This window comes from Zobellia russellii (assembly GCF_018728565.1).
GTDB lineage: Bacteria > Bacteroidota > Bacteroidia > Flavobacteriales > Flavobacteriaceae > Zobellia > Zobellia russellii.
Genome location: NZ_JACSOI010000003.1, coordinates 44,433 through 62,290 on the forward strand (window position 1 = coordinate 44,433; position 17,858 = coordinate 62,290).

A 17,858-nucleotide genomic window follows, 5' to 3' on the forward strand; every position below is an offset into this window, starting at 1 on the left:
TTTGTATTTAGGCCTGTATTTTGCTTCTCGATTGTTAAAATGGCTTTTTTTACTATTAAACAGTCTTTTCTTTTAGGGATACAGGATGCATGCATCAGACCCTTTCCAATTTTATAGGGTAGGCTTTATTGGCATTCCATTGGCACACATATAGATTATCATCATTGTCGATACAGACATCGTGACAGTGATGAAAAACAGGCTCTTGCTGCATCATTCTTTGTAATTTTCCATTGTTATAGTTGGGAGCCGTGCCACCAGGATTTGAAACTACTTTATTGTTTATATCTAAAATGGTAACAAAACCAGAATTAGGATTGGTTCGTGTAGGGTGTGTATCCATGTATCCCTCAATAAAATCAATCTTTGAAGACCAACATACCCCGGCATATAGGTTTTGATGGTGAATGACGGGGCGACAAACGAAAGCACCGGGAAGAATGATTTCCTCAAGATAATTGCCATCTAAAGTAAATCGTTTAAAAGAATTGCTCGCGCGTGATGTAATAAGTAGGGTGGGGGAGGTTTTAATCCTGTAATCAATACAGATACCATGGGCGGTTTGGAATTGGTCTTTGTCGGTGCCCCGGCCATTTCCTATTTTACGAATGAATTCTCCGTCTTTGGTAAATTGAAGTACATACTGGGATCCGTAGCCATCTGCAATATAAATATCACCATTAGGGCCAATTGCGGTTTCGGTTGGCTTAAACGGATCTTCTTTTTTGTAGGCTCCATATTCGGAGGGATGGCCTAACAACATTAACTCTCTACCGTCTAAGGTTGTTTTTACCATAGATCCATCAGTGTCGCAAATAAAAAGAAAATCTTCTACACCGTCGTTCCATAAGGAAAGACCGTGTCCTCCTTTGTAGCGTATACCCCATGAGTCTAGTAATTTTCCGGACTTATCGTAAATCAATACATTATTGTGAGTGTTGTCCCCAACCATAATTAAACGGTTCTTAGAATCCATAACCATTTCGTGACAATTATTTACAGGGGTTTTGCTTGGGTCTAGGTTGCCCCACTCTTTGTGTACCTTGTATCGGAAATCACCATGACCTATAACAGTTTCGGTTAGTTTAGGTTTAGACGAGTTGATGTTGAAATGGGGAACAACAAAAACACCCGCCGTAGCTTTGGCCGTTGTGCTCAAAAAATTTCTTCGATTTCTTTTTATTTTTTTCATGGAATATGGCATTTATTATATTCTTCAAAGATTCATTTATAAACCTTATGTGAACACTGTCTAATTGATATGGTTTCTTATTAGAAACACGGGCCATTTGGCCCGAGCCTCAAAAGAACTAACTCAACTAACGTTCTTAGAATTTTTTTTAATTGGTTTACCGAATAAATCTAAAATGGGCTTACCATGTCCGTCAGGTGTGGTATAAAACGGCCTACCTTCGATAGTGTAATGCGTTTCGGGGTGCATCCCTAAAGCATGATATATAGATTGGTGTACTTGATCGATCACTACGGGATTCTCTATTGAAGAACAGGGTCTCTCATCTGCTGTTTTTCCGTATACAAGTCCTTTTTCAATTCCACCGCCCCACATAAGTATAGAACTCCCGTCTGTAAAATGTCTGTGCATGCCAAAAAATTTTTCATCCTCGATTATATCGGGTTGCTTAACCTGATCCTGTACTTGTTCGCCAGGTCTACCTTCCATAATGGCATCACGGCTAAATTCGCTTGCGAGAATAATTAGGGTTCGATCTAAGTGGCCACTTTCGTCTAGGTCTTTTATCAATTGGGCAATTGGCCTATCCACTAATTTTTTCATTTTTTCTGTACGGGTATGACCATTTTCGTGGGTATCCCACCCTAGAAAGGGCTCATATTCGGTAGAGACACTAATAAACCTACCACCATTCATAGCAAGTCTTTTCGCTAAGAGGCATCCCAAACCAAATCTGCCCGTATTGTAGGTGTCGTATACTTCTTTTGGCTCTTCAGAAAGGTCAAACACTTTTGCTTCCGGAGAGTTTAACAAACGATAAGAAGACTCCATAGAACGCATTAATGATTCACGTTGATAGTCGCTACCATCTTCCATGATGCTGCTTTTGTTGGCTAATTCTTTATAGAGTTTATAACGAGCCTCAAACCTTTTTAAAGACATACCTTGGGGAGGTCTAACGCTATCTAAGCCAGATGAAGGATCTGGTATTAGAAAGGGACCAAACTCACTTCCTAAAAAACCAGCTGAATGAAAAGCTTTTAATTCTTCGGCTTCTCCGACCGTAAAGCGTTGCCCCATAGAAATGAAAGGAGGGATGACCGGATTTACGGGGCCTAACTCCTTTGCTATCCACGCACCTATATGTGGTGCCTGTACAGATTGTGGAGGTTCGTAGCAAGTGTGCCAATGGTATTGATGTCGCGTGTGTAAAATATGACCAAGATCGGCAGATTTATAGGATCGAATAATAGCGCCTTTATCCATTACCCCTGCAATAGATTCAAGGCCTTCTGAAAATTCTAGCCCATCAACGACTGTTGGTATTTTTGGGAAAGTACTAAGTATCCTTTTACTTTCAACACCCTTACTGTATGGTACATATGCCTTGGGATCGAAAGTTTCGGTATGGGCCATGCCCCCTGCCATCCAAAGTAAGATAACGGTGTCGGCAGTGGAAGCAATTTTAGGAACTTGGTTAGTACAAGAACTTAAAAAGCTTGCTAAAGGTATTGATGTGGCCGATGCGGCCAAACTTGCAGCCGTCATTTTCTTGATAAAATCCCTTCGTGCGTTTTGTTTATCCATTATCAGCTTTAATTTATGAATTGGAATTCCGGTAAAATCAGTGTAGACCAAAACAAGTCCTGTAATTTTTCTTTGCTGGGGTCGTTACCCAATGCAGAAACCATTATTCCGAATTCTTGATCGGTTGGTTTTCTGCCCATGGCATGTAAATAGAGTTCATTCACGATTTTGCTACTGTCTTTGTTGTATTTTTCAAGCCAAATTTTTGCACCCTCTCCTAAGACGTTGTTGAAAAACTCCCCATTGGTGAGCTCTAAAGCTTGCAATAGTGTGGCTTGTTCGTCTCTTGAGGTAGTAACGTTTTCCCTGCTAGGTCTGCCAAGGGCTTTCATGAACGGGTGTTGTTCAACAAGGCTTGCCCTGGCGAATTCACCGTTACGTTTCTTAAATGTGAAATCTATTAAATTGCCCCAATTTGAATCGCCATAATTACGCACAGCTTCCCACTTACTATCATTATAATCGGAACTGGTCCAATTTTTTTCTGGTTTACCGGAGGTGCTTTTCCAGGTATTATCAGAATTGATGATGGTCTCGTCACCATTGGTGTAAACAATCTTTAGGGAGAAGAGTATTCCAGCAGGGTTTGCAATCTTACCCTCGTTGATGCCTTCAATAGCAATTGTATTTTTTCCGCTTTTTAAAGTTTTTTGAATACTTAGCTTATCCACTTGTGTCCAATCGGAACCTTGCGCCAATTCAGAACCATTTATATAAAGGGTGTAAGAATGGTCTACTGAGATTAAGGCGGTTGCACTTTCTATAAGCTTACGGGGTAGTGTAAATGTTTTTCTGAAATATCTTTTTCCCGGTTCGGGAAGAACGACCCTGTCAAACTTCACTTCTTTATGCCAAATTCGGGAAGAAGGTAGTTCGTTACCTTCTGGGTTATAGGCTACAGAGGCGTATACTGGTTTTATCAATTGGCTGACCGCATCGGAAAACTGTTCGGCACTCATGCGTTTAAGTATAGGGCCTTTAAATTGATATGACGATTTGATGTCATCACTATTTTTGTAATTGACCGTTGGCAGCTGGTATGCCTTTGACATCATGATTTGTTTAATAAGATGCTTCAGGTTGTAATTCGAATCTATAAAATCAGATGCTAACCAATCTAGTAAATTGGCATCCCATGGTTCACTGTCCATTTCGTCTAAGGGTTCTATAATACCCCTGCCCATTAACTGCTCCCAAAACCTATTGGTTATAGTACGGTACAGTCTGCCGTTTTCTGGTTTTACCATTACTTCGGAAAGCTTAAATAACCTTTCTTTGATACTTTCTGCCTCAACACTACCTAATTCCGGATAAAGAAAATTCACAGAGGCCATTTTTCCGATGGGTTTGTCACAACGGTTCAATTCTAGGACGGAGTCTGCAAAAATCGAAGCAAAACCATAAGATTGTTCAAGGGTAAGGTTGCTTACAAAGCTATTATGGCATGAAGCACATTTCACATTGACCCCAAGTAAGGATTGACCAATATTTTGGGCAGCTTGCATTTCAGTACGTTGACTGGCATTGACTACGCCTCTCCATTGAATTCCTTTTATAAAACCCTCGGAGACCTCTGTAGGGTTGACGAGTTCCTTTACCATTTGGTCATAGCTCTTATTGTTCAATAGTGAGGTGTACAACCAATCGGTAATTTGTTTTCTTCCTCCCGTTATAAAACCCGTTCCACTGTAATCGTTTCGCAAGAGATCGTTCCAGAAACTCAACCAATGTTGGGTGTAGTTATGAGAGTCGTTTAATAAGGTGTCAATTAGAGCTTCTCTTTTGTTTAAGTTTGTGTCATGGACAAATTCGGCGACTGTTTTTGGATTTGGAAGCAATCCAATTATATCTAAATGCGCACGTCTTACAAAGGTTCGGTCATCGACGACTTGTGGCCATACAATGTGGTTATCATTAAAGTAGGTATCTATTAATTTGTCAACGGGATTAATTTCACCCGACTCAGGTAATTTTGGTTTTTTTAGGGATAATTCGGCTTCAGGAAAAACTTTTAGCGTTTGGTCTGACCAGTGAGCCCCATTTTTAATCCATAGTTTTATCAATGCAATTTCATTATCCTTGAGAGCTTTACCCTTTTTTGGCATAACTTCATCATCATTCGGAGATAGGGTTATTCGTCGGTACAGTTCACTTTTTAAAGGATTTCCAGCTTCAATGGCTTTTCCGGAATCTCCGCCCGCAAAAACGCCCTCTTTGCTATCCAATACCAGATTTCCTTTTTGTTTGTTCTCATTATGACATTGGTAACAGTTATGGGCTAAAATAGACCTGACTTCTAAATTTAATTTGTCAAGTTGTTCTATGGTTAAAGAATCGGATTCTTTTAAATCGGTCAGCAATGCTAGACCCTTGGTATGGTCATAACCTTCATTGTTCCCTGGTAAAACACTGGTAAGATAATCTTCTCCATGCGTAAGGTTCGCCCCTAAATGACCGGCTATGGTCAGCACAACAATGGTCAATGTAAGCGAAGTCCTGTAGAGACGAAAATCAGTAATTCTCCCCTTTAAGGTAGCCCTTAATATCAGAATGGTGATACTTGCCAAGATTGCAGTAGCAATACCCGTATATTGATGATTGTCTACTAAATCTCCACTGTAGTCCTCTTGCGTTCGTAAAAGCCAACCGAAAAAAGCTGAAAAAATTGAGAAAATCGCCCCCGCATAAATCATGCAATAGGTTCCTGTGCGAAGCCCTTTTCTTTTTCCTCCGACGGTTGACATTTCAAAAAGAAAGGCAACTACTAATAATCCAATAGGAAAATGCACCAATAAAGGGTGCAACCTTCCTAATAGTTGAAGTATCCAATAAGAATCGTCCATAGTTTATTTACTTAGTAATGTTCAAGCTCGCATATCTATTCCCCGTATTTTCTTTTTTGATATAATAAGGTGTAGCAATAAAAGGGGGGGGAGATGTTGTCTTTGTGTCTCAATAACCTTCGTTCTGCTTTAAATTAGGGTTGACCAATAATTCTCTTTCCGGTAATGGAAATAAAATTTCGTGGGCTTCAAACTTATAATCTCCTGGAGAAAATCCGATTTGGCCTCTTGAGGTAGTGGGGTTCGCTCGTTCATTTTCACCATGTGCATTTAAGAACGTCACTAATTCGGAGGGGGTAAACGTGCGTTTCAAATCAAACCAACGATGGTTTTCAAAAGCCAGTTCAATTCGTCGTTCATGACGTATGGCATCCTTGAGCTGGTCTTGAGAAAGCCCGCTAACGGGGTCTAATCCTGCCCTTTCACGAACTTGGTTCAAATAGCCTAAAGATTCGTTGGTCGAGCCTGATGTTTCATTTATTGCTTCGGCCAACATCAATAATACATCGGCATAGCGAAACACTGGCCAATTGTCGTCTGGGCGACCTTGAACAGAGTGGGTATGATGGAATTTTTTTATGAACGGAACATCTACAAATGTACCTTCATTGTTTGTGTAGCCTTCACTTAGGGATACATCTTTGCGTAGGTCACCCTCTTCATAAGAGTTGATCAAATCAAGGGTAGGTATATTCCATCCATTGCCATCAACACCTGAAAAACCGGTTACTGCACCTTGCGAAAATAATGGGTAAAAGTTGTAGATAAAACCACTTGATTCACCTAAGTCGTTATCTCCCTGAAATTGTACCTCAAATATAGATTCTCGGTGATTTTTGTTGTTCGGGTCAAATATGTCGGCATAGTTCGGTAATAATGAATAAATCCCTAAATCGATTACTTCTTCTAAAACAGTCTTTGCCTTTACATAATCTTTTTGGGTTAAAGAAACCTTTGCTTGTAACGTAAGTGCGGCTCCTTTACTTGGTCTACCTGCTTCCGAAGCGGATATTTCTTTAGGAAGGCTTGAAATAGAGAAGGCCAAATCGCTTTCTATTAAAGCATAGATTTCAGAGATTGGGGAACGCGAATACTCAAAAGCTTCCGAAGGGTCTTGAATAGACTCTTCTACTATGATGGCATCACCAAAATACTGAGAAAGAAGGAAATAGTAATAAGCTCTAAAAAATCTTGCTTCCCCTTCAAATCTTGATTTTGCACTTGCTTCAATTTCGGTTTCCGAAAGTTTCGATAATACGGTATTGATATTTCCTAAAGCATTATAAATACGCCTGTAAACGTCATATATTTTCCCTGTATTGGAATTGTATTGCCAATATTCGATTGATTCGATATTAGGTCCGTTTCCTCTGTTTCCTTCGTTGAAGTGAACCGTGGTGTTATCTGTAATGAACTCTTGAAACAGCCATTGGTCAGCTATGATATCCTGCAATTGACTATAAATACCTATGACCGCTTGGTTGACTTGTACCTCTGTATTATAGAATGTTTCTTCCCCAAGTTGAGTAGGGTTTTTTTTGTCAAGAAATTCTTTACTACAAGAGCATATGAACAAAGCAAGCATAGTCCCTATAATTTTTGTTGAAAATTTCATTGGTATAGTTTTTTAGGTGATGTTAAAATGATAATGTTGCTCCTAAAGTTATTGTTCTAGGAACGGGATAAGCAGAATCGTCTCTTCCCGGATTTATTCCCCCTGCTGTACTCACTTGAGGGTTGCCGCCTGGGAAATCTGAAAATAGATAGAGGTTATCTGCATTGATATAGATTCTGGCATTGCTCAATAGGGCACCTTCATCTAAAGGTAGTGTGTACCCAAGGGAAACACTCCTGATCCACATATGGCTGGCATCATGGACGTAAAAGGAGTTGGATTCACGTTCCCATTTCCAGAAATTACTTGTAGGTACTATTCCGTTTCCGGGATTGTCCGCAGAACGAAAACGCTCCTTGGCTCGAACATCAACATTAAAAACTCCATCAAGGTTTAGTGTCGTAGATTCGATATTTCTATAAACATCATAGTTTTCAGCCCCGGTTAAGACGGCATTAAAGTCAAAAGCCTTATAGTCGGCACCTAGAGTAAATGACCATACGTATTCAGGATGTGGATTGCCTATTTCTACCCAATCCGTAGTGTCATACGATATTTCTCCATCACCGTTCGCGTCAAAATATATAAATGAACCGGGAATAGCCCCATCTTGGGTGGGGGAAGAGTTTATTTGCTCTTCTGTTCGGAATACGCCCAAATTTCTAAACCCGTGTAACATTCCGATAGGGCGGCCCACTTGAGATACATTATTGGTACTGTAAAACCCGCCATTTCTTATCTCGTCATTGTCACCGTTTATTTCTAAAACCTTATTGTCGTTGAACGAAATATTAAAATTACCTCTCAATCTCAGGTTGTCGGTAATTTGCTTTCGATAGCCAAGGGCGAATTCTAAACCGGTATTCTGGACTTTGCCAATGTTGGTAAACGTGGTTTCAAATCCCGATATGACGGGAATGTTAACCGGAAGCAACATGTTTTTTGTGGTTTTCTTATAGTACTCGGCGGTAAAAACCAGATTATTAAAAATGGTGAGGTCTAGGCCATAATTATATTGGTCGGATTCTTCCCATCCCAATTGTGGATTCGCTAAGGAGTTTAGTACTTTTCCGGGTTGAAAGGAGTTCCCTAATATATAATTTTCAGGAGCTAGCGTAGAAAGGCTGCGATAGTTTCCGATATTATTGTTGCCCGTAACGCCAAAGCTTGCACGGAGCTTTAAATCGTTCAACCAATCGATTTCTTTTAAAAAATATTCATCTGAAACTCGCCATCCCAACGATACCGAAGGAAAGTTACCCCATCTATTTTCAGATCCAAATCTAGAACTTCCCTCACGACGATAAGTGGCCGATACCAAATATTTATCTTTATAAGCATAGTTCAAACGGGCGAAATAAGCAAGTAGACTCCAACTACTTTCACCTGATTCAACGCTAAAAACTTCGGCATTTTGAAGAAATTGAACTTGGTCGTCAGGAAACTTTTGCCCGCTTCCATCAATGTTTCTTAGGGTGGCCTCTTGCGCAGTATACCCTAAAAGCACATCTAAAGCATGGTCTTCTTGTATAACCTTTGAATAACTGAGCAACTGATCTGTTGACCAATTCACTTCTTCAGTGTAGGTTTCACTTAATACAGCATCTCTTGGTGGCGGACTATTAAAGCTGTTGGCGGCCAGTGTGGAAGGTCTAAAGCTATTTTCCTTGGATCCAATTAATGATGTATTTACCAACGACTTGAATTTAAAGTCTTTAAGAAATTCGAATTCTATAAAGGCATTTGAAAGAAGCCTGTTGATATGCCTTGTGTTTTTTTCTTCATGTAATAATTGAACAGGATTGGGAGATCCGAAAATTAAGTCTCCTTCGCCACCATAACCTCCTATATAGTCGTTAAAACTGCCGTCGGGGTTGTAAACAGGTTCGCGAGGATCAGCCCACAAGGCTCTTCCTACGACAAGGTTTCTACTACCGTCATCAATAAACCTTTCATTGGTTCTAGAGCCGGTTACATTTAGACCAACCGTAATTTCGTCGGTAATTTTGGTATTTACGTTTGCTCTTAGGTTGAAGCGCTCAAAATTGGTTTTGATAATAACCCCTTCTTGGTCTAAATAACCCATTGAGATGACTGATTTCGTTTTTTCGCTACCAGAAGTAATGGTTAAATTATACTTTTTGAATAGCGCGGCATCATTTACTATTTCATCGAACCAGTCCGTAGATGTCATATACTGTTCGGGCGTTCTAATTCTAAGGGGTATTTCACTCTCTAATGGCTCGCGTCCTTGGTTAAGAATATATTTGTCAATCCAGCTCTCTTTTTGAAACTGTCCGAATTCTTGCGCGTTCAACATTTTTTCTCTCCTCGAATCGGGTACTTGTTGTAGACCGGAAACTACATCTAAAGTTACACTTGTTCTCCCCTCACTACCCTGTTTTGTATTGATTAGAATAACACCGTTAGATCCTCTTGCTCCGTAAATGGCGGTAGAAGCGGCGTCTTTTAGAACTGTCATAGACTCAATATCGGCAGGGTCAATACTAAGACCGGTAGATGTTCCTACGGGAAAACCATCTATTACATAGAGGGGTTTGCTGTCAGCTCCTAAAGAACTTAATCCACGAACTACAATATTGAGTTCTTGGCCTGGGCGGCCTGAAGTTTGCCCGACAATAACACCTGGAGCTTGCCCCAAGAGCAACCGGGAAGCATCCGTTGCAGGGACGTCTTTTACTTCTTTAAGGTCAACCACGGAAACAGCCGAAACAATGTCTCTTTTTCGTTTTGTACCATAACCAACTACGACTACTTCTTCTAGTCCTGCAGCATTTTCTTCCAGAACAATGTTCAGGCTACTTTTATCGTTCACAACAACTTCTTTTGTAGAAAATCCAATATAGGACACAGACAAAACTGAGCTGTCATTAGAAACGTTTATTGTGAAATTCCCATCAAAATCAGCGGTAACTCCGTTGGTTGTGCCTTTTTCAACGATATTGGCGCCAGGCAGGGGAGTGCCATCTGAAGAACTTACTACACCGTCTATTTGCTTTTGTCCAAAGGAACAGACACTGGTGAAGAGTGTTAGTAGCAGCAAGATTTTTAAATGCGACTTTTTTGTTTTCATATGTTGATCATTTATTGGTTGGAAAGTTTTTGTTTTAAATTGAATTGTTTTGCTCCTGCTTCTTAATCACTTTATGTTTGGTTGTATCATAAAATTTATTTTTTTTCATATTTAAATGTTATGTTTTGTGTATTGTATAATATATTGTGGTAAGAATTGGTGTGTTTGTCAAAATACGACCATATATTTTACAATATCCATACACAAACTGGCTATCTTTTGTACTATTTGATATGAGAATTTTTAAAAAATACCTAGGTAATAATGCGAAATCAATTTCTGAGAATTTTGGAGTTCAAATATTGAACTTGGGCCATAATGTGCATCCTCCAAATGTGCAATATCCCGATGTGGATCATCCTGAAGGATATTATTTTGATTGGAAAAAAGGAAGGTACTTAAAAGAGTATCAGATTATATACATTACTAAGGGTGAGGGAATTTTTGAGGCTAATGGACTTCCTCCTCAACAAATAGGAGCAGGTACTGTATTTCTACTATTTCCAGATGTGTGGCATAGGTTTCGACCTAAAATTAGTACGGGATGGGAAGAATATTGGGTAGGTTTTACTGGGGAGTATGCGAAATATTTACTCGACCAAAAATGTTTTAGCCCAGAAAACCCCATAATAGATGTTTTTTTTATTCCTGAGTTTTTGGAAACTTTCTCAAACCTTATAGAGACTATAGAAACGGACAATGTCTTGTTGAAGAAAATGTCTTCTTTTCATCTCATAAATTTGTTAGGTATAGCATATGCATCCGTTTTAAAAAACAATAACGGACTTTCGCATAAAAAACAAACTATTCACGAAATGCAGAATGAAATTCACAAGCAGTGGAACCAAAATATTGATTTTGAACTTCTTTGTGATAAATTTAAAGTAAGCTATAGCTGGTTTAGAAAATCGTTCAAGGAAATATTTGATACGCCACCAAATCAATATCTTTTAATGTTGCGGCTTAGAAACGCCGCCCGTATTATCCAAGAAACCGACTTATCTATTTCAGAGGTGGCTTTTGAATGTGGGTTTCATTCCGAACACTATTTTTCTCGGGTTTTTAAACAAAAGATGAGATTGAACCCAACAGAGATAAGAAAAGATAAAACTAGTAAATAGTATATTATATATTAATGCTCAATCATTGTGCCGCAGGCAAGAACATTAAGCATCATATAAAATCTAAAAATATGAGAGAATTAATCTTGACTGGGGCAATTTCAATACTAAGTTTATTTTATGCATGGTCTCAACAATTGGCCTTCCCTACTGCAGAAGGTTACGGAAAATACACAGTCGGGGGGCGAGGTGGAAGTGTATTTGAAGTCACAAATCTTAATGACTCAGGAGAAGGCAGCCTAAAGGCTGCATTAGAAGCTAAAGGCACTAGAACTGTTGTCTTTAGGCTTTCGGGTACGATAACGGGTAATTTTAGTATCAATAATGACAGTATAACTATTGCCGGACAAACGGCTCCGGGTGAAGGAATATGTGTTAAAGGAAACCTGTCTATCGATGCCGATAATATAATCATTCGGTACATTCGAGTAAGGTTTGATCCATCCACTGGTGAAAATGACGGAATAGGCGGCAGATATCACAAGAATATTATTTTTGACCATATTTCGGCTAGTTGGAGTACCGATGAGACGATGACACTTTACCATAATGAGAATACAACCGTTCAATGGTGTATTATAGCAGAAGCATGCCCCAAAGGGACTACCGATGAACATCGATTTGGGGGTATATGGGGAAATAAATATGGCTCCTGGCATCATAACCTTTTTGCACATAATGCTAGTCGAAACCCGCGTTGGGCTTCTGGAAGCGGGTTTAATGATTATAGGAACAATGTAATCTATAATTGGGAATATGCAAGTAGCTATGGCGGTGAAGCACGTCAGAAAGGAGATAGGCGTAACCCGCCAATTGAACATTCTACGATTAACATTGTTGCCAATTATTATAAGCCGGGGCCCGCAACCGATTCAATCGTAAGGAGCTGTATTGTTGCTCCTTCATCAAGGGGTGAAGATGCTGATGCAGGAAAATGGTGGGTTTCGGAAAATATTGTCGATGGAAGTCCTAAGGTTACTGACAATAACTTATTTGGGGTAACAAAAACAAGTTCGGCGTATAAACTAGATGAACCATGGCCTGCAATTAAAATTAATCAACAAACGGCAGAAGAAGCTTATATGGTTGTGTTAAAATACTCGGGTTGCTCTTTACCTATACGAGATAAAGTAGATGAAGATATTGTAGATGATGTATTTCATGGAACGGCGAAATATGGTAGCAATGGTATTATTGATGCTCCAAGCGATGTTGGTGGCTGGCCCGAACTGAAAAGTACTCCCGCCCCACTTGATACTGACCATGACGGAATGCCAGATGACTGGGAGGTTAAAAACAAATTGGATAAACAAAGCCCTGATGACCGCAATATAATAGCTACGGATGGATATACTATGTTGGAAAAATATTTAAACAATATAAATTAATAGCACGACACCGGCTAGAAGTAATGCGGGAGGTTGATGTTTTTTTCAATATTTCGTGTGTATTTACAGGGGCCGCAAATTTTAGCATTGGGTTTTAAGGGAAAAAAGATAGTCCAAAAGTGAAAATTTTGCTTGTGCTCGGCCAAAAGACCTTTGCGCATCTACCCCAGTACTGCATATAGACCCAGCACTACACGACCTATACAAATAATACCTTGTAGTAAATCTATCCTTTGCTTATTGGAGTTTAGTTTTTACATGAAAAAATATATGTTCCCGAACCAATTTCAACGATAGTTTCTTTTTCGTTTGATTCTAAGACTTGAACGGATTCATTTCTAGTGAGACTTTTATTCCCTTCTTTTATATCGGAAAGTACTGATGTGGGGATATAGACTTTGGCTTTGGTATTCACGGGGATCGTAATATTCATATAAACCTTATTCCCCTTACGTTTCCAAGCAGATGCTATGGTACCATTAATACTTTTGTAGCTACCCTCTATGAAATCCATTTCTCTGGTTATGGCGGGTTTTATAATAATTTTTCTATATCCGGAATCTTCTGTGTCTATTCCTACGGCATGTTGAAACATCCATTCTGCCACTGAACCGAAAGCGTAATGGCTAAAGGAATTCATTTTAGCGTTCAAATCCGAATTTTCCGCGTCGTCTTTAGTATAGCTGTTCCAGCGCTCCCATATAGATGTACTACCGTTTTCGACGGAATAACCCCAGCTGGGATATTCGGTCTGTTGAAAAATTTTATAGGAGATGTCATTATAGCCGTATTTGGACAAGGCTAACATAACATGTTTGGTGCCTAAAAACCCCGTAGCAAATTTGTATCCGTTTTCTTCTATTTTTTCTGCTAGCCTAGCGGCCCCTTTTTTTGCCAGTTCGTCAGGGTACAAATCAAAATATAAAGCTAGGGCATACGTAGTTTGTGTATCTTCTGTAGTATGTCCGTTCGCTAAAATATACTTTTGGGCAAATGCTTTTTTAATATTTTCAAATAGATTCCTGTAATTAGCTGCATCTTTGGTCTTTCCCAATGCTTCGGCCATTTCGGCCATTAGTTTGGCATCGTATCCATAAAATGAAGCACCTATGAAATCATGGCTCGTTTCTTCGTTAACGGCAAGCCAGTCTCCCCAATTGTTGCCTCCACCTGGTCTTAAATAATCTGTGCTCGCGTCTTCTTGGAACGCCATGAACTTTTGCATGCCTTCATACATAAAATCTAGGGCACGGGTATCATTATACACTTTGTACATGTTATATGGAATAATGATTCCTACATCCATCCATGCCGGTGCATATTGATTGGGTCTTGAATAAGGGAAAGGAGCAAAATTCGGATAGGCTCCGTACCAACGTTGTGCATCATCAAGGTCTACCAAAAACTTGGTCATAAAAGCGGCCACATCTGAATTGTAGGTGGCGGATCGCATATAGATTTGCGCATCTCCCGTCCATCCTAAACGTTCATCCCTTTGTGGGCAATCCGTAGGAATCTCAAAAAAATTGGCACTTTGTGTAGTGTTTATATTTTTGAACAGGGTATTGTTCATTGCATTAGATGAACTGAAGGTACTGGCATCAGTTTCAATAGAGCTTAAGACTAGCCCTGTAATGGCATCTAAAGTAGGCTTTCCGGGGTATCCTGTTACTTCTACATACTGAAAGCCATGATAGGTAAATTTTGGTTGCCAGGTTTCTAATCCGTTCCCTTTAAGGATATAAGTGTCGGTAGCCCTTGCCTTTCTTAGGTTCTCGGTCTGAATATGGCCATCGCTTTTTAAAATTTCTCCGAAACGCAATTTGACCTTTGTTCCTTTTGGACCTTTCACTTTGAGTTCGGCAATCCCGGCAATATTTTTTCCGAGATTAAAAACATAGGTTCCTGGGCCGGGTTCCGTAATTTCAATAGGTTTTAATTGCTCAACATTTTTAACTTTCGTACCTGGATGGGCTTCTAATTTTCCATTGGGGTAGGTGTATATTTTTGGGTTTTTCCATCCGCTATCATCATAATTTGGAGTGTCCCAACCTGAATGTTCTAATCGAGCATCGTAAGTCTCTCCCATTATAATATCCGCTTCACGAATAGCTCCTTCATTTGATTTCCAAGAACGATCCGAAGCTATGATTTCGGTTGAGCCATCTTCGTATTCAATATGTATTTGACCCATGAAAGAAGGGTTGACGCCGTAGAATTCCCTAACCTTATCCAAGCGTACCAAAAGAGCATATCCGATATAGCCGGCGTACCATCCATCCGCAATAACCGCCCCAACTACGTTCTCGCCTTCTTGAAGTCTGTCCGTAATATCAAAAGTTTGATAATATAGCCTTTTGTTGTAATCGGTCCATCCTGGTAAAAAATAATCATCTCCCACCTTGTTACCGTTTAATCTTAGTTCGTAAAGTCCTAGGGCGGTAGTGTAGGCAGTTGCTTGTTTTATTTTTTTATTTATAATAAAAGACTTTCGTAAGTACCTGGCGGGAGGTAAATATAGGCTGTCATATTTATCTACAGTATTATAGCCGACATCATGACCGATAAAAAGCCCTTTCCAACTAGAGAAATTCAAAAGTCCCATGGACCAATGAGCCGGCGAACTCCATTCCGACGGGTTATTTGATTCGTCCCAAATTTTTACCTTCCAATAATATTTGGAATCTGATTTCAATGAAATTCCGTCATATTCTATTTGATTGGTATGGTTGGAGTTTACTTTTCCGCTATCCCAAATATCGGCTTCGTTTTGTTCCAGTTTAGTACTGGAAGAGGCCACTATAATTTGATATGCAGATTGTAACCTGTTTCGTCCATTGCCTTTTAGAATCCAGCTGAACCGTGGTCGTTTGACATCAATTCCTTCTGGGTTAGTAAGGTATTCAACGCGTGTTTCATGTATGGTGAGTGCGTCATTTTTTTTATGTTGAGAATAAGATGACACCATTGTCAAAAGGGTGATAAATAATGCGGATAAATGAATCTTCATTTTGGGCTTATGGTTTATTGGTAAGGGAAATCTTTGCATTTTGCAGCAAGGTAATTGGCTTTGTTTTTATAAGTGTCCTGTACTATGTGGGCTAGGGTCGGTTTATGGTGTTAGCTTTAAATATTTGGCTTTAACAGCATTGTGCAGGATACTTAACTATTTTTCTAACTTTATTTTTGAGGCAATTAAGAATGACTAACTCTACTATCATTCTATCAACTCACACACAAAAAAATGAAAAAGAGTATTCAAATTTTGGTTCTCATACTGTTTGTCAATTACACATACCCACAACTGCCACCTGTGTTTAAAGGTGGTGATATCAATCGGGCCAGTACATCGGAAATGATCAAGAGCTACCTTGTGCCCCGACAAATCATATGGCAATCCGATACTTCCGGAAAATCAATTCAAAATGCGGAAACGCTACTTCAAACCGGGAACGGGCAGGTTGCGGTTAATGACGAAAACCTTTTTCGTTTTGTAAGTACAGAGAATGAGAAACCGGGAATATTACTGGATTTTGGAAAAGAGATTCACGGTGGGATTAAAATCTCTATGGGAATACGTAAAAGTAAAACACCCCTTAAATTACGCCTTCGTTTTGGAGAATCGGTTGGGGAGGCGATGTCCGAAATTGGAGGGCGGCAGAACGCCACTAATGAACATTCATTGCGTGATTTTATAATTGAAGTTCCGTGGTTGGGCAGTGTAGAAGTAGGGGAAACCGGTTTTCGGTTCCTACGGGTAGATGTTGTGGATTCAGGCGAAGATGCCCCCATAAAATCTATAGAGGCTGCTTTTGTTTACCGTGATATACCTTATTTAGGAAGTTTTGAAAGTGATGATGAACGTTTAAATGAAATTTGGCTTACAGGGGCTTATACAGTACACCTAAATATGCAGAATTATTTATGGGATGGAATTAAACGAGATCGTTTGGTCTGGGTAGGGGATATGCATCCTGAAGTAATGACCATCAATACTGTTTTTGGTAATCATGAAATAGTAAGTAAGAGTTTAGATCTGGCACGTGACCAACATCCATTGCCGCAATGGATGAACGGTATTAGCTCTTACTCTATGTGGTGGCTACTTATTCATAAAAATTTATATGATTACCATGGAAATCTTTCTTATTTAAAGGAACAGGAGCCTTATATGATTGGTCTACTAGATCAATTGAGCACATTTATAGATAAGGATAACAAAGAAATTCTAAACGGAAACCGATTTTTAGATTGGCCCACGAGTGAAAAGCCAGAGGCTATACATGCAGGGCTTCAGGCCATGATGGTAATGACTTTTCAAGCAGGTGCTGATATGATGTCTATTTTATCTCGGCCTGAACTCCAAGAAAAATATAATAAGATAGCCGATAGGCTTAAAAAACATAAGCCAAAGGATAACACCACTAAGCAGGCAGCGGCCCTAATGGTGCTTGCCAGTTTAAAAGATGCCCAAAAAGCTAATAGCAAGGTGCTGACAAAGGATGGCGTGCAACGTATGTCTACCTTCTACGGATATTATATTCTTGAAGCCATGGCAAAGGTGAAAGATTATAATGGGGCACTTAGGGTAATACGTGATTACTGGGGAGGAATGTTGGATTTAGGGGCGACTACCTTTTGGGAAGATTTTGACATACTCGATATTACCAACAGTGGTCCAATAGATAAGCTGATACCTGAGAGCAATAATGATATACATGGTGATTTTGGTGAGTATTGTTACGTAGGCTACCGGCATAGTTTATGTCACGGATGGGCTAGTGGACCTACTGCTTGGTTAAGTCAACACGTTCTAGGTATTAATGTAATGGATGGAGGGAACAAAGTGAAAATTGCACCAAACTTGGGCGACCTTAAATGGGTTAGGGGTAGCTTTCCCACCAAGTACGGTGTGTTGAAAGTAAGTCATACAATTGGTGCGGATGGTAATGTCAAAACAGAAATCGATGCTCCTGAAGGACTGGACGTAATACAATAATAAAATGGTTAGAAAAGCA

9 protein-coding genes are annotated in these 17,858 nt (G+C 39.6%); 3 read left to right on the plus strand and 6 right to left on the minus strand.

Annotation, left to right across the window (positions count from 1 at the left end; genetic code table 11):
• Window positions 1-94: 94 nt before the first annotated feature.
• The 5 genes from H9565_RS08345 to H9565_RS08365 all read right to left on the minus strand — a co-directional run bounded on the left by H9565_RS08345 (window position 95) and on the right by H9565_RS08365 (window position 10,331).
• Window positions 95-1,192 carry a 6-bladed beta-propeller gene (locus H9565_RS08345; protein WP_215438769.1) on the minus strand — a complete coding sequence of 366 codons (1,098 nt, stop codon included), beginning with the start codon at window positions 1,190-1,192 and terminating at the stop codon, window positions 95-97.
• 123 nt (window positions 1,193-1,315) lie between these two features.
• Window positions 1,316-2,779, minus strand: coding sequence for a DUF1501 domain-containing protein (locus tag H9565_RS08350; protein WP_215438770.1), 1,464 nt, complete (start codon window positions 2,777-2,779; stop codon window positions 1,316-1,318).
• 8 nt (window positions 2,780-2,787) lie between these two features.
• A complete protein-coding gene (locus H9565_RS08355; RefSeq protein WP_215438771.1) occupies window positions 2,788-5,622 on the minus strand; it encodes a DUF1549 domain-containing protein in 2,835 nt (944 codons plus the stop codon).
• Window positions 5,623-5,731: 109 nt separating this feature from the next.
• Window positions 5,732-7,237, minus strand: a complete 1,506-nt coding sequence (locus H9565_RS08360) for a RagB/SusD family nutrient uptake outer membrane protein (protein ID WP_215438772.1) — start codon at window positions 7,235-7,237, stop codon at window positions 5,732-5,734.
• 22 nt (window positions 7,238-7,259) lie between these two features.
• Window positions 7,260-10,331 (minus strand): SusC/RagA family TonB-linked outer membrane protein, encoded by a 3,072-nt coding sequence (locus tag H9565_RS08365; RefSeq protein ID WP_215438773.1) that lies wholly within the window; start codon window positions 10,329-10,331, stop codon window positions 7,260-7,262.
• Between the two features lie 233 nt (window positions 10,332-10,564).
• On the opposite strand from H9565_RS08365, the gene H9565_RS08370 reads away from it, so the two are divergent.
• Window positions 10,565-11,452, plus strand: coding sequence for an AraC family transcriptional regulator (locus tag H9565_RS08370; RefSeq protein ID WP_215438774.1), 888 nt, complete (start codon window positions 10,565-10,567; stop codon window positions 11,450-11,452).
• Between the two features lie 71 nt (window positions 11,453-11,523).
• Complete coding sequence (locus tag H9565_RS08375; RefSeq protein ID WP_215438775.1) at window positions 11,524-12,840, plus strand: pectate lyase family protein; 1,317 nt, start codon at window positions 11,524-11,526, stop codon at window positions 12,838-12,840.
• 247 nt (window positions 12,841-13,087) lie between these two features.
• Here H9565_RS08375 and H9565_RS08380 read toward each other — a convergent pair whose 3' ends face one another.
• Window positions 13,088-15,850 (minus strand): alpha-L-rhamnosidase, encoded by a 2,763-nt coding sequence (locus H9565_RS08380; protein WP_215438776.1) that lies wholly within the window; start codon window positions 15,848-15,850, stop codon window positions 13,088-13,090.
• Window positions 15,851-16,084: 234 nt separating this feature from the next.
• On the opposite strand from H9565_RS08380, the gene H9565_RS08385 reads away from it, so the two are divergent.
• Window positions 16,085-17,839 (plus strand): alpha-L-rhamnosidase-related protein, encoded by a 1,755-nt coding sequence (locus tag H9565_RS08385; protein ID WP_215438777.1) that lies wholly within the window; start codon window positions 16,085-16,087, stop codon window positions 17,837-17,839.
• Window positions 17,840-17,858: the final 19 nt, after the last annotated feature.

Coding starts and splice junctions, on each gene's coding strand:
- H9565_RS08370 (WP_215438774.1), top strand. CDS start 10,565: ATGAGAATTTTTAAAAAATACCTAGGTAATAATGCGAAATCAATTTCT.
- H9565_RS08380 (WP_215438776.1), bottom strand. CDS start 15,850: ATGAAGATTCATTTATCCGCATTATTTATCACCCTTTTGACAATGGTG.
- H9565_RS08385 (WP_215438777.1), top strand. CDS start 16,085: ATGAAAAAGAGTATTCAAATTTTGGTTCTCATACTGTTTGTCAATTAC.
- H9565_RS08350 (WP_215438770.1), bottom strand. CDS start 2,779: ATGGATAAACAAAACGCACGAAGGGATTTTATCAAGAAAATGACGGCT.
- H9565_RS08375 (WP_215438775.1), top strand. CDS start 11,524: ATGAGAGAATTAATCTTGACTGGGGCAATTTCAATACTAAGTTTATTT.
- H9565_RS08345 (WP_215438769.1), bottom strand. CDS start 1,192: ATGAAAAAAATAAAAAGAAATCGAAGAAATTTTTTGAGCACAACGGCC.
- H9565_RS08365 (WP_215438773.1), bottom strand. CDS start 10,331: ATGAAAACAAAAAAGTCGCATTTAAAAATCTTGCTGCTACTAACACTC.
- H9565_RS08355 (WP_215438771.1), bottom strand. CDS start 5,622: ATGGACGATTCTTATTGGATACTTCAACTATTAGGAAGGTTGCACCCT.
- H9565_RS08360 (WP_215438772.1), bottom strand. CDS start 7,237: ATGAAATTTTCAACAAAAATTATAGGGACTATGCTTGCTTTGTTCATA.